Below are 17052 nucleotides of genomic sequence, written 5' to 3' on the forward strand. Positions count from 1 at the left end.
GGCTTTTCTAGTTTCTGAAAAAGAAAGGAAGTGGTCATCATTTATTACTTTGTAGATCATAAGAAAAAGAAGATTCACCAACGACAGTTTGCTGGAGATCGGTGCGATTTTGTGGAGACACCTGTAGAAAAAAGGGAATTTACTGACCAAGTCGAATATGTTCAGCAGCTGAAGAATAAAGATTTATACGAAATGTGTAAATATTGCCAGCAAGCTCAAAGCATTAGTAGCTAGAAAGGCCGTATTTATGAATAAGCCAGACAAAAAACCATAGACAAGTCCAGATTACCTGAATTTGTCTATGGTTTCATAAGTTGGAAGTTGTTATTTGGCAGGTTCTAGTAATAACAAAGTATAGCCTTTATCAGTGGTGAAGTTCCAATCAAGAAACACTTCTGAAATAGGTTGCTTCAAAATGGCTTCAATCCGAGTTTGTAACAGTAAGCGCCGTTCTAAAGGACGCTTAACTAACTTCAATTCTTCAGTAAATCCTCCACGAATGAGTTCTTTTTCAATTTCGACAAAAATTCCGGTACGCTCGATCAATAATGTGCGGTTGTTGAGCCAGTACAAATCCGTTTTTTCAGGAGTTTTTTGTGCTTTTCGACTAGCTTCCTCCACTTCCTCGAGAACACTTTCCACTTGAACAGCTGAATCCCACTCAAAGTCGGCTGCTGGCGATTTATCGGTCATGACAGCAAGAATCATTCCCGTCTGATCATCTAAATTCCAATCTGCGTAGACATCTTCAATATCCAATGCACCAATTTGCCATAAATCCACTTTTATATCTACAGCCAGTTGATTCATCAAAAGATCACGTGTTTCTAATACTCTGCGATGTTCTTGTTGGTTCAGTAGAATTTTTTCAGGAGGAGATAAAAATCCACGCAGGTGGACCGTGATAAAGGGCGGCTTGACGGTTACGAATACTGAAGTAGGACCTTTTCCGAAATGATTACGCAATAAAGTGGAAATGTAGCTGCCAACTTCAGTATGAATTGTTTTTTCGGTAGGCATGACGTAGTCTCCTTTTTTAGCTGTAGCAATATAAACGACAATCTTTCTTTCATACATCTAATTAAAAGTAGATGGAAAAAGAGTAGTCTGTCTAGTGTGCTTTATTATACGGCAATTGCGTTGTCGTGTACAAAACGATTGCATCGAATAAAAAAGAGTTACATACGCAGAAATATATAAGGTTATTAGTTTAATAGAAGATCACATTTCATATTTTCCTTTTAGTGGAACAAATAGCACGTGGTTTAAAAGCGTGCTGTGAATTTTGCCTTCAGCATCTTTTTCAATCAGTTGAAGTTCTTGGCTAGCAGAACTTCCTACTGGAATCACCATTTTCCCTCCATGATTTAGTTGTTCAAGTAGTTCTTTCGGAACTTCAGTAGCTGCAGCGGTAACCATTATCCGATCAAAGGGAGCATGCTCTTTCCAGCCCGCGCTGCCATCCCCTAAGTTAAAGTGAATATTATCAAGACCTAATTGGGCTAACCGGTCTTTTGAACGATGATGCAACTCCTCAATTCTTTCGATTGTGTATACAGTTTTGGAGAAAGTAGCAAGTAGCGCGGTTTGAAAACCCGATCCAGTTCCAAGCTCCAATACTTTTTGGCTGGGTTCAAGGTCAAGTGCCAGTGTCATTTCGAGCACGAGCGATGGTTGTGAGATTGTTTGTTCAAATCCAATAGGCAAGGCATAGTCAAATGTAGCAAGGTCTTTGTTGGTATCCATGAAAAAGCTGCGATCCATTTGTCTGAAATAGGTGATGATTTCTTTTCTTCGTTCGCTCATCACGTTCACCCCCTTTCTCGTATTGTGTTTTTAGTAAACAAAGCGATAGCTGAGTCATGCATTTTCTGAACAGTCTTGTTACATTGAGTTTAATGAAAAACGAGCAAGCTGTATAGGAAGTAGACTGGAATTTATCCAGAAAAAGAGAGGGCGATTCGTATGGGTTTTCAACAAATGGTTATGAGGTCAATTGAAGAAGGTATTCATCAAAATGATCAGAGATTGGAACTTGCTACTTTTGGGATGGGCTGCTTTTGGGGACCGGAAGCACGCTTTGGTAGCATGCCAGGAGTGGTCCGAACCTGTGTGGGTTTTACTGGCGGAACAACACCAACGCCTACGTACCGGCAAATGGGCGATCACACGGAAACAGTTCATATCAGTTTTGATCCACGAGTCATCAGCTATGAAGCTATCCTTCGAGAATTCTGGCAAAATCATTACCCAAATCGCGATAATTATAAAGGGAGACAATATATTTCTTTAGTCCATTACCATACAGAGCAGCAGCGCAAAACGATTGAAAACATTCGAAAAGAAATGGAAACACAACTCCGTGAGCCAATTGAAACGGAAATTGCACCTTTTGGTGAATTTACGTTAGCTGAAGAACGCCACCAAAAATATTATTTGAAACGGTACCCAAAGGCTTTAGAGCAACTGGCAGAACTTTTTCCTGAAAAGGAATTATTAACAGACTCGACTTTTGCTGCTCGGCTAAACGGTTTTGTAAAAGGCTATGGAACAAAAGACAGTGTGCGAGAAGACATAGCGCAGTGGCGTATCGGAACCGTTGAAAAAAAATGGTTGACTGATCTTTTTTTGAAGTTGAAATGGTAGATGGGCTTTTACCTGAGATTGGATTTTGTCAGAAACTGTAGGAGATTAAAGTGCTAACCCATATAATAGAAAGAAAAGAGAAAAGTAGGAGATACCTAGTGGATCAAACAACATTGCTGTTAGCTTTACTGCCAATTGTCGTAATTCAATTTGCACTAATGATTTTTGCTTTAATCAATTTGATAAAAAACCCCAATCCGAATGGTCCGAAATGGATGTGGGGAATCCTGATTGTTATCGTCAATATTTTAGGACCGATTCTTTACTTTGTAATCGGGAGGAGAAACTATTGAATATAGTGGAAGTGGAAAAACTAACAAAGCGTTACGGACAACAAGAGGTTGTGAAGAAACTTTCTTTTGTATTAGAAAAAGGCACTGCTACCGCTTTAATCGGTCCGAATGGAGCAGGGAAAACGACAACCTTGTCGATGTTAGCCAGTTTACTGTCTCCTTCAAATGGAACAATTACACTAGCTGAAAATTTGACCATCGGTTTCCTTCCTCAGTATCCTCAATTTTTTCCGTGGTTGACAGCGTTAGAATTTGTGGAAATGGCTGCGAAAATAAGTGGGATTGAAGCGAGAAAAGCGAAATTGCAAGCAACTCGCACCTTGGAATTTGTAGGACTTGAGACGGCAATGAATAAAAAGACAGGCGCTTTTTCAGGGGGAATGAAACAACGCCTTGGCCTTGCGCAGGCTATTGTCCATCAGCCGAAACTTCTTTTATTGGATGAGCCGATTTCAGCTCTAGATCCGACGGGGCGACGTGAAATCATGGATTTATTGAAATCACTACAGCAGGACACAACAATTCTGTACTCTACTCATATTTTAAATGATGCAGAAGAAATGACTGACCAGTTGTTGTTTATGAAAGATGGGTGTTTGATTGAGCAAGGATCTCTAAGCGAAGTCAAGAATCGGCATGCCGCCCCGCACATTCGCATACAGTTTCAAAATCAGACTCAAGCGTTAGACTTTGCTAGGAGACAGTCATGGGAATCTGAGGTGAAAGAGAGTTTTGTGTTTTTGCCTGTTCATGAAAACTATCCAAACATGCAGCAAGTTCTTCGTATTCTGGCTTCTGAACAACAGGGCATTATAGGGGTTGAATCACAAGCGGCTTCGCTAGAAGAAATCTTTTTAAAGGTGGTCGCTGCCAAATGAAGCAATTTCTTATTTTAACGCAAAAAGAGTGTTTGGAAAATATACGGAATTATAAAATTTTCTGGATACCCGCAGTTTTCATTCTTTTAGGGATTACCGAGCCTGTAGTCAATTATTTCCTTCCTCAAATCTTGGAGTCCTCCGGCGGTTTACCAGATGGCGCAGTGTTAGAATTACCAACACTTATGCCAGAACAACTATTGATAGCAGTCATGGAACAATTTCAAACGATTGGTATAGCTGTACTGATTTTAGCTTATATGGGAAGCATAGCTGGAGAACGAAAAAGCGGGACAGCCACTTTGCTGTATGTTCGACCACTTTCTTTTTCAGCTTATTTTCTAAGCAAATGGTCAGTCGCATCTGTTGTTTCCTTGGTTAGTGTCTGGCTTGGCTTTCTGGCGGGCTATTACTACACATTCCTTTTTTTTGGAGAAGTTGGATTTGGCAAGCTTGTTCAACTAATGGGAACTTATAGCATTTGGGTAGTGCTCATTCTAACGATTGTTTTAGCAGCAAGCGCCGTTTCACCAAATGGTGGAATTGCAGCGGCGGTTGCATTTGCAATATACCTGATCTTGCAATTAACGGATAGCTTATTCGGTACGACTTGGTCGATTTCACCGGTGAAAATCCCACAGTACGGAGCGGCTTGGTTAACGGGATCTTCCGATGGAGGTAGTCTCGTAGGAGCTATAGGGATAGCTATTTTATGTATTTTTCTTTTAAGCGTTTTAGGTAGTGTGGCAGCACGAAAAAATAAAGCCAAGACCAAAGTTTGAGTTGCCACTCACCAATCTACTGAGAAACTTGCACGTTTTTTAGTACAACGAGTAGCATGGATTAAAGGAGTGGGAACAAATGCTACATCATGTAGAACTCAATGTTTCAAATCTAACTGAAGCTAGGTCATTCTATAGCGAACTGCTACCACTACTGGGCTATGTATTATTTCAGGAGTGGGAACAAGGGTTCAGCTACAAATCAGGTCCTACCTATCTTGTTTTTGTTCAAACACAAGAGGAATTCTTACAAACGTCTTTTCATCGCAAAAAAACCGGATTGAATCATTTGGCGTTTCATGCAATTTCATGTGCGCAAGTAGACGAAATGACTGGAAAAATGAGACAATTGGGTGTGCGAATTTTATACGAAGACCTTCATCCCTATGCAGGTGGACCAAATTGTTATGCAGTTTTTCTAGAGGGACCTGATCGTTTGAAAATCGAAATTGTAGCACCGATTTAAGTAGATTAAAAGATGGAGCCGACTCCAATTGTTCGAATGAGAATTGAATAGAGGTTAGTTTATGAAAAAAATGATCGGACTTATGTTGTTAGTGTTACTAGTGGGGAGTGGCATTTGGGTCAGTAACAAGTGGGTGCAAACTACGGAATACACGGTAGCTTCTAAAGAGTTGCCAGTTGCTTTTGATGGAGCAACTGTTGTTCAGGTATCGGACTTGCACAATGCCACCTTCGGAAAAGATCAATCTTCACTGATTGAAAAGGTATCGGCAGCCAATCCGGACGTCATTTTTTTGACGGGCGATCTTATCGATAGTAATCGTTATGATTTGGAGGCTAGCTTGGTGTTAGTTGATGCGCTTGTGGAGATGAGTAAAGTGTATTACGTGACGGGAAACCACGAAGTGGCTTCCAATAAGATTGAGGAAATAACAGCTGCGTTACGTAAACGGGACGTCGTGGTTTTGGAAGATGAGCAAGTTGAATGGAAAAAAGCACAATCGTCAATCCAGATTGCAGGAATTAACGATCCTTTGACAGAGCCTGAGATACACGAAGACGAAGCTACACAGGGGAGTCTTGAGCATGCGCAACTGACTGACAATTTTACCTTGTTGCTAGCACATCGTCCTGAATATTTTCCGATTTATGCAGAAGCTGGAGTAGATGTAGTGTTTTCAGGACATGCCCACGGCGGACAAATTCGAATTCCTGGCCTTGGCGGTTTAGTTGCTCCAGGACAAGGCTGGTTTCCGAAAGTAACGGAAGGGATCTTTGACAAAGATCAATCGAAAATGGTTGTTAGCCGTGGCCTTGGCAATAGTACTTTTCCCGTTCGTATTTTTAATCTGCCTGAAATTGTCGTAGTGACATTGAAGAAAGAGTAAAGCAAAAGTCGACGCAGCTTTTCTTTCTTCAATAATCATCTGACCATCTTTTTGAATCTAGAGATGCCTGATAGTCTGAGATAATGAACGCAAACAAGGAGGTCTACTTAACGTGATTAAAAAAAGAGAAGTGACATTGCACCGCTACTCCTCCAAACGATCAATCGGTTACGATTTGCCAACACATCAGCTGGAATTTACACGATTGCCTATAGAAATTATTGAAAAAGATGCTAAAGATCCGTTAAAGCATTTTATTATTATTAAAGCACGCGGAGAAGATGCCGGTTTTTTCGAATTGGATGAATCGGAAGACCGTAAAAAATATTCGAACAACCCAAAAGCCTTATTGTTGAGAGGGTTTTCTGTGAATCCAAAATATCAGGGGCGAGGAATTGCGACAGGGTCTATCTATGCACTGCCAGAGTTTATGGAAATGGAGTTTCCAGATTTTGATCAAGTGGTGCTAGGCGTCAATGCGCGTAACATCCCTGCACAACGCTTGTATCAAAAAGCGGGATTCGAAGATACAGGTAGACGAATTATGCGCTCTAAAGGAGAGCAACTTGTAATGTCTTTATACACCAATAAAGCCAAGTGAGATATCGTTTCTCACTTGGCTTTATTGATTTTTTAAAAGAATCACGTTTCTAGGGCTTCCAGTTTTTTATCCGAAATAAAGATACGTATGCAAGTTGCAGCCTGGATTAAAAGGCAAAGTACAGCTAGGGCAAATAGATGCACAGGCTAAATATTCATCGATAGTAAGTTCATGCCCACAGCTCCCGCACAGCACTGCTTTTTCTTGGAACCGGTCTTTTGGCCAAACTTGGTGGTTGCCACAGCCTATAGCTTGGTGGCATTCGAAGCAGGGGAAGTATTGCTGACAGCAAAAAAACTTGATGGCAATTCGATCGATAGCTGAATGGTAATGAGCACAACGTGTTTCCGCATCTACGCTGACGCCTTTCACTGTGTGGTGATGAGACATAGTAACTCGTCCTTTCTGAAACGGTAATATGTTTTAAACTAGGCAGTTGTTTGAGGCTGATAGAATTAGCGGTCACTGGAGTTCGTCGGAAATCTTAGCTTATTTTATAGGGTTCAGTTTCTTTCTATGCTACTATTAAAGAGACGAAACTACGAATCTAATTCTTCGGGGCAAGGTGAAATTCCTTACCGGCGGTGAGCAGGAAACTGCAAGTCCGTGACCCGGTTGGACGATGGCAAGCATAGGCCACTATGTTTGAAGCGTCCAAACGGTGGAGCTGGTGAAATTCCGGCACCGACAGTTACAGTCTGGATGGGAGAAGAATGTAGAAATCGGCTTCGTTATGTGCCTCTTCTTTTCAATGCATTTAAATTGAAAGGAGGAATTTGTATGACCAAATACCTTTATCAGGGAGTAGTCTCTGGAAATACAAATCAACGGTTTTTAACCCTGCTCATTTCCTCACTGGAAAAAGAGCTTCTTCAAGGTACGAAAAATGGCCGTCTACTATGCCAACTTGATAAAGAAGCAGGGCACATTGTGTTATGGATTCAAACTCTTCTGAAATATTCTTTCCTCACCACCTATATGCCCCACGGTGGAAAGCGCCCGAAAACTCGTAAGACCACAATTGAATACGTTTTTGCGAACAGAATGGAGGAGTGTGCCTAAATGTTTACAGGTATTGTTGAAGAACTTGGCCATGTTGCTTCAGTTCGCTCTAAGCCACAAGCAATGGAGTTAACTATTTCTTGCACGCTTATTTTAGAAGACGTTAAACGTGGAGATAGTATTTCCATTAACGGCGTTTGTTTAACTGTATCAACATTCAGTTCTAGTACCTTTACCGTTGACGTGATCCCAGAAACGGTGAAATCTTCAACGATGATTGGATTAAAGGTAGGTTCACAGGTAAATTTAGAACGTGCTATGCCAGCTAACGGACGTTTCGGCGGTCATTTTGTTAGTGGCCATATTGATGGCGTTGGCGTTATCCGTTCTGTGAAAAAAGAAGCGAATGCGATCACGAAAACAATCGAGCTTGAACCTCAGTTGATGAAGTATATGATGCTAAAAGGATCAATCGCAGTAGACGGTATTTCTTTGACGATTTTTGCTATTAGCCATAATACTGTGACGATTTCTCTTATTCCGACGACGCAAGAAGATTCGCTATTAGGAGAAAAAGGAATTGGTGAAAAGGTCAATATCGAATGTGATTTACTGGCCAAATATACCGAGCGAATTCAAACAGCAGAACCAAAAATCAGTAGAAGCTGGTTAGCAGAAAACGGATTTTAGAGGAGGCGCGACACACATGTTTTACACGGTAGAAAAAGCCATCGAAGATTTAAAGAATGGTAAAGCCATCATTGTAATTGATGATGAAGACCGAGAAAATGAGGGCGATTTTGTCGCATTGGCAGAATTCGCATCTCCCGAAATCGTCAATTTGATGGCGACCGAAGGAAGAGGATTGATCTGTGTGCCACTTGCCCAATCAATCGCTCAAAACTTACAAATTGGTCTTATGACAGATCATAATACAGATGAATATGGAACGGCCTTTACAATCAGTGTAGATCATAAAGATACAACGACAGGCATTAGTGCTTTTGAACGTTCTCATACAATTACTAGTTTAGCAAAATCAGATGCTCAAGCAGCTGATTTTAAGCGCCCAGGCCATATCTTTCCTTTGATCGCAAAAGATGGCGGCGTCTTAGAGCGGACCGGGCATACTGAAGCCGCAGTGGATCTAGCCAAGCTTGCAGGTTCACCTCCAGCAGGAGTTATATGTGAAATCATGAATGCTGATGGCACAATGGCGCGTGTTAACGATTTGTTACAAGTGTCAGAACGTCTCGGTCTAGGTATTTTGACGATTAAAGATTTAGTAACGTACCAACAAGAACAGCAAAACAGGACAACTTATTAATCGACTAGAGGAGATGGACTTAAATGACGATACATTTTGAAGGTTATTTAAATGGCGAAGGATTACGAATCGGAATAGTGGTTGGACGTTTTAACGAGTTTATTACGAGTAAATTATTGGGCGGTGCAGAAGATGCGTTAAAACGCCACGGTGTTAGTGAAGAGGATGTGTCGATTGCTTGGGTACCTGGAGCTTTTGAAATTCCACTTGTGGCGAAGAAAATGGCATTAAGTGGAAAATACGATGCAATTATCACACTAGGGACAGTTATTAGAGGCGCTACTCCTCACTTTGACTATGTTTGCAGCGAAGTCGCTAAAGGTGTTTCAAGAGCAAGTGACCATGCAGATATTCCAGTTATTTTTGGTGTTTTAACAACAGATTCTATTGAACAGGCGATTGAACGCGCTGGAACAAAAGCTGGAAACAAGGGCTGGGAATCAGCAGCTGGGGCCATTGAAATGGCGAATCTTATGAAAAAATTATAATCTCTTGCTCCTGAGCTTTTGCTCAGGAGTTTTTTTGAGGTTAAAAGACGAGATTTGGGGAATGTGATAGGTAAAGGAAGTGTATGATGGTTATAAACAAGCGAAACATTCTAGGTTTTGAATTCGAACCAATGAAAATCACAAGAGGATGATGAGTATGGAAAAAACAGTTTACTTAATTAGACATTGCCAAGCAACCGGACAGGCACCGGACGCGGACTTGACTGCAATGGGGCAAAAACAAGCAGAAGAATTAGCAAGATTTCTTCAACAACGACAGATTATCCATTTTGTTTCGAGTCCGTTTACACGGGCTATCCAATCGATCGAACCGGCAGCAGACCAACAAGATTTACCGATTCGAATTGATGAGCGTTTGGCTGAACGAGTGCTGAGCTCTGAAGATTTGCCAGACTGGATGAAAAAATTAGAAGAGTCCTTTAATGACGACAGCGTAAAATTCACTGGAGGCGAATCAGGGAAAGAGGCAGCAGACCGTGCCATGGAAGCATTGAGTGAGATGGATGACATGACTGCAGCGGTAACTCATGGCAATTTGTTGGGGTTACTATTAAAACGAATTGACGACGATTATGGGTTTTTGGAGTGGCAAAAGCTGACTAATCCTGATATTTATAAAGTGATAATAAAAGATGGTCACCTTTTTGCACATCGCGTGTGGAAATAAGTACATAGAAAAACCGGCAGTGCTTTCGCTGCCGGCTGGTTAGGTTTAAAGTGTATTGCCTTCATTCGGAATTGGATTGTTCTTAAGCATACCGGCCAAATGATAAGTGTTGTAGGCAAGTCGTTGAATCGCTGCTTTAGTAAACTCATTTTCTCTGCCAGCATCCATATAAGAAGCTCCAGGACCTGCTTCACCAACCCAATAAGCATCAACGTTTGGTGGAATGACAAACCCGATATGAGAAAGGGCGTAAAGAACGGATGCAGCAGCATGCTTAGCGCCGTCTTCGTTACCCGTAATTGCAACACCGCCAACTTTATTGTAGAAAACGGATTGTCCTTTATCATTGGTGACACTGCTACTGCCATAAAGACGTTCAATGGTTTGCGTAGCCAATGAACTTTTTTCTCCGAGCCATAAGGGGGTACCGATAATGACAATGTCTGCTGCCATGACTTTTTCAAATACTTTAGGCCATTCATCGCCTTCACCCATATCTTCTTGAACACCGTAAGCAACGTCATAATCGGCCAAGCGGACAATTTCTGATTCTACTCCTAGTTGATTGTAATGAACTTGAACATCATTGATGAAACCTTCTGTGTGAGAAGGGTCCTTTGAACTTTTTAGTGAAGTATTGATGAAAAGTGCTTTTAATGTTTGCATCGTATCGCTCCCTTTAGGTAGTCAGGTTCTAAAAATGACGTTAACAATCGTTTTTCCGATAAAGTGTTGAGCAAATCAGTCCACGCTTATGTAGTAAGCGTCAAAATAATTTGCACGATATCTTCTTGAACAACTGTAGAAAATAAGAGCCTGCTTATCATTAAGTCTGTCTTGCCTTTCATGTACATTTAACTATTCCCTTTTTAACTAACTATATGCAACATTCAACTTTAAATGATCGTCTTTAGAAATGAGGTGTTTTAAATGAAGAAAACAGCTGTCATGCCATATATACTCATTTTTTTCTTATTGTTTATTAAAATAAGTGCTTTTCGCGTGCTCATTTTTGACGCGAAATCCTTTTGGCATATTGCTTTGGTTGAATTTCCACTATGGGCTTTCTTGCTGTCAGTTGTATTACTGGTAGCTCATAAAAAACTGTGGCAAGCAGTATGGATTTTTAACTTATTGGTCTCCGTCATCTTCTTCACTGTCACACTTTATCTGCGCTATTATTCTACGATTCCTTCTTACTATGATTTACAACAAGCGACTCAGTCTAGCTCTGTCAGCAATACCATTGCGATGCTATCAACTCCATGGGATTTCTTGTTTTTCCTTGATGCTGTTTTGCTCGTATTTCTTGCTCGTCGTTGGAGAAAACCGGTAAAATTGCCGGCGATAAAACATATAGCTGTTAGCATGGCGGTCATATCAGCAATATCAATTGGTTACGCTATCGAGCAGCCAGTTATTGACGTTTCCTATTTCGCAAAAGAAAACGGCTTTCTCCAATCTCAAGTAGTTCAACTGTATAATCGCTCGACCGATACGGCTCATGCCTCTTCGACTAAGTTATCGGAAAAAAAGCTAGAGGAACTTAAAGGCAATAAATATGTGAAAGTGAGTGAACAAGAAAGTTTTGGAAGGGCTAAAGGACGAAACTTATTCGTTATTCAAGTAGAGTCTTTACAGAATTTCGTCATTGGCAAGACGTTGAATGGCCAAGAAATCACACCAAATCTTAATAACCTATTAAGTGAAAGTGCTTATTTTTCAAACGTTTTCCAACAAATAGGAGCTGGTACGACTTCTGACGCGGAATGGATTGTTAACACCGGTTTGTATCCGCAAGGAATGATTCCTACAGCCAATAGTCTTTCAGGAAAGGAAGCACCTTCACTTGCACGAACATTGAAAAAAGAGGGCTACGGTTCTGCTACCTATCACGCAGATGATGTGACTTTTTGGAATCGTGACGTTCTTTATCCGGTTCTTGGTTATGAAGAGGTGTTCTCGATTGATGACATCCCGAACGTCAAAAATGTCGGTTTTGGTCCTGCGGATGAAGTGCTGTTTCGTTTTGCTGCAGATGAACTTCCGCGCCAGCTTGAAACCTATGAACGCATTTACGCGAATATTGTAACCGTTACGAGTCATACACCATTTGAATTGCCATCATCTATGCAGCATCTAACTTTGCCAATTGAATACGAAGGCATGTATGTTGGAAATTACCTGCAATCAATTCGTTACGCAGACGAACAGATTGGTTTTTTCATTCAGGAACTAAAAAATCGTGGAATTTATGACGAATCCCTAATTGTTATTCTAGGTGATCATTCAGGTATGCATGGTACATTAGTGACTGAAGAAGACCAGCAGTTATTGAGTGACTTTCTCGGACATGACTACTCATTAAAAGATCAATTTACTATTCCGCTTATTTTTACTGGGGGAAACTTGTTTGAAGAAAAAGAAATGACGCGTTTGGGCGGTCAGACAGACATTATGCCAACTGTGTTAGCGTTACTCGGAATTGAACACAATGCCCCGGTGATGGGACACAATCTGTTTGAGTACAAAAAAAATTTACTGGGTATGCGTTATTACATGCCAGGAGGTTCTTATATTCAGTCTGAACAATTGTACAAAGCGCCTGGCGCGAAACTGCCAGGTGTACTACACGATTTGAAAACGATGGATGAACGTAAAAAAAATAGTGATGCAAAAAAACATCATAAAGATACAGAAACTTTGATGAACTATGCGGATACGTTGCTGACAGACTATATGAAGGACTAAGTTCGCTCGTCTAAAAGAAAAAGATTATAATAATCAGTAGATGAGAGATGAGGGGCTGTCTATGGTGAAAGAATTCGAAAAAGAAGTGATGCGCGCTATGGATAAGATGTTTGAAAGTGAAATGAAGAAAGTCAATGACTCACTCAGTCAAGATCTGTTAATTTCCTTGATCGGTGAAGTGAATGCAGGAAAATCTTCTACCATCAATAAGATTATTGGAGCAGAAGTTGCGAGCACCAATCCGATGCCTGGAGAAACAGTTAGCGTAGATCCCTATAACATTCACGGGTTGGAAAACATTAAATTTATGGATACTCCCGGATTGAATGATCCTAATGACGAGAATCCCAAAAAAACCTTAGAGTTTGTACAGAAATCTGATATTGTGCTGTTTTTCTTAAACGCTGCCGGAACAGTATTTTCTGAAAGCGAAAAAGAGAAGTTTAATGAAATCAAAAAACACAATAAAGACATTTTGATTGTCCTAAATAAAATTGATGCGGCGGAAAACATACCATCCATCGTTCAATTCGTCCAAGGACATACAGGTCATAAATACAAAGTCATTCCAATTTCCTCGAAAACAGAAGAGAATTTGGAGACTTTAAAAAAGGAAATTCTTTTTTTGCTCGAAAAGAAGGGGAAGGATTTGCTCTTCGCTAAAAGCTTGAAAGAAAAATCCTCTGCGGCTACGCGTTGGATTATCGGTGCTGGCGTTTCAGCAGGCGTCATCGGAGCATCACCTATCCCTGGATCAGATGTAGTACCGCTAACATCTTTACAAGTCGGGTTGATTATCAAGTTATCGAAACTTTACGACAAACCGTTAACTAAAAAAGCAGCGAAAGACATGATTGTGATTACCGCGACACAAACAATCGGTCACACGATTTACCGGCAGGCATTAAAGTTCATTCCGGGAGCAGGATCTATTATTGGTGGCACAGTTGCTTCGTCCATGACGCTAGCACTTGGCTATGGTGTGAAGTATGCTTATGAAAATAACATGGCTATTGACTACGATATGATCGGAGACTTATTCGTAAAGCTGAAAAAACGTGAGAAAAAAGCCTGATGACTAAAAATCGCCCCTCTCCTGCAGAGGGGCGATTTTCAATTTGCTTGCGTCTTTCGAATTTGTCATTTACCTTTAGAAGAAAGGTTGGCGGAGGTGCGGGATGAAGATATTGGTTGTAGAAGATAATCCAAGTGTTAGTTCGATGCTGGAGCTGTTCTTTTCGAAAGAAGGCATTCAAGGTGAATTTGCAGCTGATGGACTAGAAGGCTACCAGAAATATAAAGAGGGCACACACGATTTGTTAATCTTGGATTGGATGCTTCCAGGAATGGACGGTATCGCATTGTGTCGCAAAATCCGTGAAGAAGGAAGTGCAGTTCCGATTATTATGCTGACTGCAAAAGATAGTGAATCTGATCAAGTGATTGGTTTTGAAATGGGAGCTGATGACTATGTCACAAAACCGTTTAGTCCGTTAACGTTGATGGCGCGTATTAAAGCAGTTACTCGCAGAACTCAAAAGATGGAAGCCACTTCAGATCTCATCGAAACTCTCCATTTTACTGTCAATAAGGAAACTCGGAGTGTCTTAAAGGATGCACAAGAAGTTGATGGTTTAACGCCTAAGGAATTTGATTTGTTGGTGTTTTTCTTGCAACACCCAAAACAAGTGTTTAGTCGTGAACAGTTATTGGAACAAGTATGGGGCTACCAGTTTTACGGTGATGAACGAACAGTGGATGTTCACATTAAACGACTTCGGAAAAAGATAAATGGCGGAGACAAGCTATTCCATACCGTATGGGGAGTGGGCTATAAATTTGAAGAATACGCGAATTAAATATTTCTATCAGCTGATTGCTAGTCATATGAGTATTTTGCTGATTGCTTTTTTGATTTTGAGTGTTTTGTTCGTTCGTTATGTAGATGACTTTGCGTATAACGAAAAAGCACAGGAATTGGAGAATTATGGTGAACAAATTATTGATGAACTCGGTCACAAGCGTCCGGGCACTAACTTGCAGTCATATGTCTCAATCTTAAAAGCACAAAATATCAGTTTTATCGTTTTTGATCAGCAAAGTCGTATTTTGTATCCGGTGTCGGGCTCTTTTCCACCTGTTGAGCTGACACCAGAAGAATGGAACGTTATTGAACAAGGCGAAACTCTTATCGTTAATCGTGATGTTGAGCGGTTCGGTTTTACGGTAACATTTGTAGCGATGCCTTATTTTGAAAATGACCAGTTGGCTGGTGGCGTCTTGCTTGCTTCTCCTGTTAGTGGGGTAAGTGAAATGATCGCTGAGTTAAATAAAACCTTGACCACTACTATTTTAATTGCGTTTGCGATAGCTTTGTTGTTTAGTTTATGGCTTTCTAAAATGCATGTTAGCCGAATTCAGCGAATGCAAAAAGCGACTTCTATGATTAGTGAAGGTCATTATGATGTCAATTTGCCTGAATCGAATTTTGATGAGTTCGGTGATTTAGCACATGACTTTAACAAAATGGCTGCGAAGCTCCAGCAATCGAATGAAGAAATCGACCGGCTGGAAAATCGTCGCCGTCAATTTATGGCAGATGTGTCACATGAAATGAGAACACCACTGACCACCATTGCGGGCATCATGGAAGGTCTTCGTAACAACATGATTGAAGAAAGCCAACGGGAAAAAGGCATTCGTCTAGCGAGTGAAGAAACAAAGCGCTTAATGCGCCTCGTTAATGAAAATTTGGATTACGAGAAAATTAGATCTAATCAAGTCGTGCTAACTAAAGAAGAAATTGATGCAGATGAGCTATTAGAAATTATTCAAGAACAGCTTTATCAGCAGGCAAAAGATAAAGGCAATACAATTGTCATTCACACGAATCCAGGGGATATTATCTATGGAGATATGGATCGTCTCATTCAAATCCTGATGAACATCGTCAAAAATGCGATTCAGTTTACTGAAGGAGGTACCATTTTCTTAACCACTTATTCTGAAACCGACCACATGTCGATTGTTGTTGAAGATAACGGGGCGGGAATTGATGTCGAGGAAATTGATTTGATTTGGCGTCGTTTCTATAAAGCAGATTTATCGCGCGGAAGTGGCCAATTTGGATTGGGCTTATCGATTGTTAAGCAATTGGTGACGCTGCATGATGGAGAAATTGATGTGGAAAGTAAAAAAGAGCAAGGCACGAAATTCATTATCCGCTTGCCACATAAAAAATGACTTGGGACAAACAGTCTCAAGTCATTTTTTTGAGGAAAATAGTTGATTGTTAAAACTCTAGTCATAGTTTATTCATAATTGCTTGATAAGCTAGAGATAACAACTTAGGAAAAGAGGAAATAAGTATGAAAAAACTTTTATACATTGGAATTGGTGTACTAGCGGCAAGCGCAATTTTTGTGATGGTTGCATTTTCAGGGGACGACTCAGTAGCTTCAGTAGGAGATAAAGAAATCACCAAAGAAGCCTTGTATGACAAAATGGTCGCTTCTGCTGGTGCAGCGACACTCGACGCAATGATTTCAAACGAAGTGGTCAATCAAGAAGCAGAAAAAGCAGACATTAAAGTGACTCAAGAAGAGCTCGACGCAGAAATGGCAGTCTATGAAGAAAGTTATGGTGGGGCGGAAGCACTTGAACAAGCACTGGCGTCAAGCGGAATGTCGATAGCAGATCTGGAAGACGAAATGAAAATTTACTTGAAAGTTGAAAAAATCATCGGACCAGATATTAACATAACAGATGAGCAAGTCAGTACGTATTTTGAAGAAAATAAAGAGTCTTTTGAACAGCCTTCAAAAGTTGCAGCAAACCACATATTGGTAGGCACTCAAGAAGAAGCAGACGAAGTCAAAGCGAAGCTTGATGATGGGGATGACTTTGCCGAACTAGCAGCAGCATATTCTACAGATACAAGCAATGCTGACAATGGCGGTGCACTAGGTGAATTTGGTGCAGGAGAAATGGCAGCAGAGTTTGAAGCAGCAGCATTTAGTATGAAAGTTGATGAAATCAGTGAGCCTGTAGAAACGGAATATGGCTTCCACATCATCCAAGTGACTGGAAAAACAGATGCAGCAGATGCAAATTTAGAAGACAGCAAAGAACAGATAAAAGAAACTTTATTTGATGAAGCATTAAATACAAAATATGCTGAATGGCTAGCTGAAAAAATCGAATCATACGATATCGTCAATACTTTAACAAAATAGAGGAGGAGA

Annotated in this window: 21 protein-coding genes and 1 riboswitch; of the genes, 17 read left to right on the plus strand and 4 right to left on the minus strand. The window is 40.6% G+C overall.

The genetic code is table 11. The annotated features are described in order from the left end of the window. Positions 1–324: 324 nt before the first annotated feature. Both QMF37_RS00565 and QMF37_RS00570 read right to left on the minus strand, forming a co-directional pair. The gene (locus QMF37_RS00565) at positions 325–1020 is read right to left on the minus strand and encodes a Na-translocating system protein MpsC family protein (protein WP_283475946.1); all 696 of its coding nucleotides are present in this window, start codon (positions 1018–1020) and stop codon (positions 325–327) included. A 201-nt stretch (positions 1021–1221) separates the two neighbouring features. Next, a complete protein-coding gene (locus tag QMF37_RS00570) occupies positions 1222–1806 on the minus strand; it encodes a protein-L-isoaspartate(D-aspartate) O-methyltransferase (protein WP_078080735.1) in 585 nt (194 codons plus the stop codon). Positions 1807–1965: 159 nt separating this feature from the next. On the opposite strand from QMF37_RS00570, the gene msrA reads away from it, so the two are divergent. From msrA to QMF37_RS00605, 7 genes are all read left to right on the plus strand, one after another. After that, a complete protein-coding gene (gene msrA / locus QMF37_RS00575) occupies positions 1966–2646 on the plus strand; it encodes a peptide-methionine (S)-S-oxide reductase MsrA (protein ID WP_058384248.1) in 681 nt (226 codons plus the stop codon). A 98-nt stretch (positions 2647–2744) separates the two neighbouring features. After that, positions 2745–2939 (plus strand): PLD nuclease N-terminal domain-containing protein, encoded by a 195-nt coding sequence (locus tag QMF37_RS00580; RefSeq protein ID WP_071153334.1) that lies wholly within the window; start codon positions 2745–2747, stop codon positions 2937–2939. Further along, positions 2936–3817, plus strand: a complete 882-nt coding sequence (locus tag QMF37_RS00585; protein WP_151897519.1) for an ABC transporter ATP-binding protein — start codon at positions 2936–2938, stop codon at positions 3815–3817. The genes QMF37_RS00580 and QMF37_RS00585 overlap by 4 nt, the downstream gene beginning before the upstream one ends. Next, entirely contained in the window at positions 3814–4599 is a 786-nt protein-coding gene (locus tag QMF37_RS00590) for an ABC transporter permease (RefSeq protein ID WP_058384250.1), read from the plus strand. Before QMF37_RS00585 ends, QMF37_RS00590 begins: the two co-directional genes overlap by 4 nt. A 79-nt stretch (positions 4600–4678) precedes the next feature. Continuing rightward, positions 4679–5065 carry a VOC family protein gene (locus QMF37_RS00595; protein ID WP_283475954.1) on the plus strand — a complete coding sequence of 129 codons (387 nt, stop codon included), beginning with the start codon at positions 4679–4681 and terminating at the stop codon, positions 5063–5065. 61 nt (positions 5066–5126) lie between these two features. After that, positions 5127–5951, plus strand: a complete 825-nt coding sequence (locus QMF37_RS00600; protein WP_058384252.1) for a metallophosphoesterase — start codon at positions 5127–5129, stop codon at positions 5949–5951. Positions 5952–6063: 112 nt separating this feature from the next. Further along, positions 6064–6552 (plus strand): GNAT family N-acetyltransferase, encoded by a 489-nt coding sequence (locus QMF37_RS00605; RefSeq protein ID WP_078080733.1) that lies wholly within the window; start codon positions 6064–6066, stop codon positions 6550–6552. Positions 6553–6618: 66 nt separating this feature from the next. Here QMF37_RS00605 and QMF37_RS00610 read toward each other — a convergent pair whose 3' ends face one another. Then, positions 6619–6942 carry a CHY zinc finger protein gene (locus QMF37_RS00610; protein WP_078080732.1) on the minus strand — a complete coding sequence of 108 codons (324 nt, stop codon included), beginning with the start codon at positions 6940–6942 and terminating at the stop codon, positions 6619–6621. 157 nt (positions 6943–7099) lie between these two features. Continuing rightward, positions 7100–7270, plus strand: a riboswitch (FMN riboswitch). Positions 7271–7332: 62 nt separating this feature from the next. Between QMF37_RS00610 and QMF37_RS00615 the strand changes: the two genes are divergently transcribed. The 5 genes from QMF37_RS00615 to QMF37_RS00635 all read left to right on the plus strand — a co-directional run bounded on the left by QMF37_RS00615 (position 7333) and on the right by QMF37_RS00635 (position 10057). Then, positions 7333–7614 carry a hypothetical protein gene (locus QMF37_RS00615; RefSeq protein WP_071154716.1) on the plus strand — a complete coding sequence of 94 codons (282 nt, stop codon included), beginning with the start codon at positions 7333–7335 and terminating at the stop codon, positions 7612–7614. Next, complete coding sequence (ribE, locus tag QMF37_RS00620) at positions 7615–8244, plus strand: riboflavin synthase (protein ID WP_078080731.1); 630 nt, start codon at positions 7615–7617, stop codon at positions 8242–8244. 16 nt (positions 8245–8260) lie between these two features. Beyond that, complete coding sequence (gene ribB / locus QMF37_RS00625; RefSeq protein WP_078080730.1) at positions 8261–8881, plus strand: 3,4-dihydroxy-2-butanone-4-phosphate synthase; 621 nt, start codon at positions 8261–8263, stop codon at positions 8879–8881. A gap of 23 nt (positions 8882–8904) precedes the next feature. Then, positions 8905–9369, plus strand: a complete 465-nt coding sequence (gene ribH, locus QMF37_RS00630; RefSeq protein ID WP_078080729.1) for a 6,7-dimethyl-8-ribityllumazine synthase — start codon at positions 8905–8907, stop codon at positions 9367–9369. A gap of 157 nt (positions 9370–9526) precedes the next feature. Further along, positions 9527–10057, plus strand: a complete 531-nt coding sequence (locus QMF37_RS00635; protein ID WP_078080728.1) for a histidine phosphatase family protein — start codon at positions 9527–9529, stop codon at positions 10055–10057. A gap of 45 nt (positions 10058–10102) precedes the next feature. On the opposite strand, the gene QMF37_RS00640 is transcribed toward QMF37_RS00635, so the two are convergent. After that, complete coding sequence (locus tag QMF37_RS00640) at positions 10103–10723, minus strand: flavodoxin family protein (RefSeq protein ID WP_058384258.1); 621 nt, start codon at positions 10721–10723, stop codon at positions 10103–10105. Between the two features lie 264 nt (positions 10724–10987). On the opposite strand from QMF37_RS00640, the gene QMF37_RS00645 reads away from it, so the two are divergent. From QMF37_RS00645 to QMF37_RS00665, 5 genes are all read left to right on the plus strand, one after another. Further along, complete coding sequence (locus tag QMF37_RS00645; protein ID WP_078080727.1) at positions 10988–12808, plus strand: LTA synthase family protein; 1821 nt, start codon at positions 10988–10990, stop codon at positions 12806–12808. A gap of 61 nt (positions 12809–12869) precedes the next feature. Beyond that, positions 12870–13883, plus strand: a complete 1014-nt coding sequence (locus QMF37_RS00650; protein ID WP_078080726.1) for a GTPase — start codon at positions 12870–12872, stop codon at positions 13881–13883. 103 nt (positions 13884–13986) lie between these two features. Next, positions 13987–14667 carry a response regulator transcription factor gene (locus QMF37_RS00655; RefSeq protein WP_071154122.1) on the plus strand — a complete coding sequence of 227 codons (681 nt, stop codon included), beginning with the start codon at positions 13987–13989 and terminating at the stop codon, positions 14665–14667. Next, positions 14648–16051, plus strand: a complete 1404-nt coding sequence (locus QMF37_RS00660; RefSeq protein ID WP_245830211.1) for a sensor histidine kinase — start codon at positions 14648–14650, stop codon at positions 16049–16051. The genes QMF37_RS00655 and QMF37_RS00660 overlap by 20 nt, the downstream gene beginning before the upstream one ends. Before the next feature lie 125 nt (positions 16052–16176). Next, complete coding sequence (locus QMF37_RS00665) at positions 16177–17043, plus strand: peptidylprolyl isomerase (protein WP_071154124.1); 867 nt, start codon at positions 16177–16179, stop codon at positions 17041–17043. Positions 17044–17052 lie beyond the last annotated feature (9 nt).

The sequence above is a fragment of the Planococcus sp. S3-L1 genome, assembly GCF_030063085.1.
In the GTDB taxonomy this organism is placed as follows: domain Bacteria; phylum Bacillota; class Bacilli; order Bacillales_A; family Planococcaceae; genus Planococcus; species Planococcus kocurii.

Bases quoted from the DNA above. Each gene is read 5' to 3' on its own strand.
- QMF37_RS00565 (WP_283475946.1), bottom strand. From the start codon at position 1,020: ATGCCTACCGAAAAAACAATTCATACTGAAGTTGGCAGCTACATTTCC.
- QMF37_RS00570 (WP_078080735.1), bottom strand. From the start codon at position 1,806: ATGAGCGAACGAAGAAAAGAAATCATCACCTATTTCAGACAAATGGAT.
- msrA (WP_058384248.1), top strand. From the start codon at position 1,966: ATGGGTTTTCAACAAATGGTTATGAGGTCAATTGAAGAAGGTATTCAT.
- QMF37_RS00590 (WP_058384250.1), top strand. From the start codon at position 3,814: ATGAAGCAATTTCTTATTTTAACGCAAAAAGAGTGTTTGGAAAATATA.
- QMF37_RS00595 (WP_283475954.1), top strand. From the start codon at position 4,679: ATGCTACATCATGTAGAACTCAATGTTTCAAATCTAACTGAAGCTAGG.
- QMF37_RS00600 (WP_058384252.1), top strand. From the start codon at position 5,127: ATGAAAAAAATGATCGGACTTATGTTGTTAGTGTTACTAGTGGGGAGT.
- QMF37_RS00610 (WP_078080732.1), bottom strand. From the start codon at position 6,942: ATGTCTCATCACCACACAGTGAAAGGCGTCAGCGTAGATGCGGAAACA.
- QMF37_RS00615 (WP_071154716.1), top strand. From the start codon at position 7,333: ATGACCAAATACCTTTATCAGGGAGTAGTCTCTGGAAATACAAATCAA.
- ribE (WP_078080731.1), top strand. From the start codon at position 7,615: ATGTTTACAGGTATTGTTGAAGAACTTGGCCATGTTGCTTCAGTTCGC.
- ribB (WP_078080730.1), top strand. From the start codon at position 8,261: ATGTTTTACACGGTAGAAAAAGCCATCGAAGATTTAAAGAATGGTAAA.
- ribH (WP_078080729.1), top strand. From the start codon at position 8,905: ATGACGATACATTTTGAAGGTTATTTAAATGGCGAAGGATTACGAATC.
- QMF37_RS00635 (WP_078080728.1), top strand. From the start codon at position 9,527: ATGGAAAAAACAGTTTACTTAATTAGACATTGCCAAGCAACCGGACAG.
- QMF37_RS00640 (WP_058384258.1), bottom strand. From the start codon at position 10,723: ATGCAAACATTAAAAGCACTTTTCATCAATACTTCACTAAAAAGTTCA.
- QMF37_RS00645 (WP_078080727.1), top strand. From the start codon at position 10,988: ATGAAGAAAACAGCTGTCATGCCATATATACTCATTTTTTTCTTATTG.
- QMF37_RS00650 (WP_078080726.1), top strand. From the start codon at position 12,870: ATGGTGAAAGAATTCGAAAAAGAAGTGATGCGCGCTATGGATAAGATG.
- QMF37_RS00655 (WP_071154122.1), top strand. From the start codon at position 13,987: ATGAAGATATTGGTTGTAGAAGATAATCCAAGTGTTAGTTCGATGCTG.
- QMF37_RS00665 (WP_071154124.1), top strand. From the start codon at position 16,177: ATGAAAAAACTTTTATACATTGGAATTGGTGTACTAGCGGCAAGCGCA.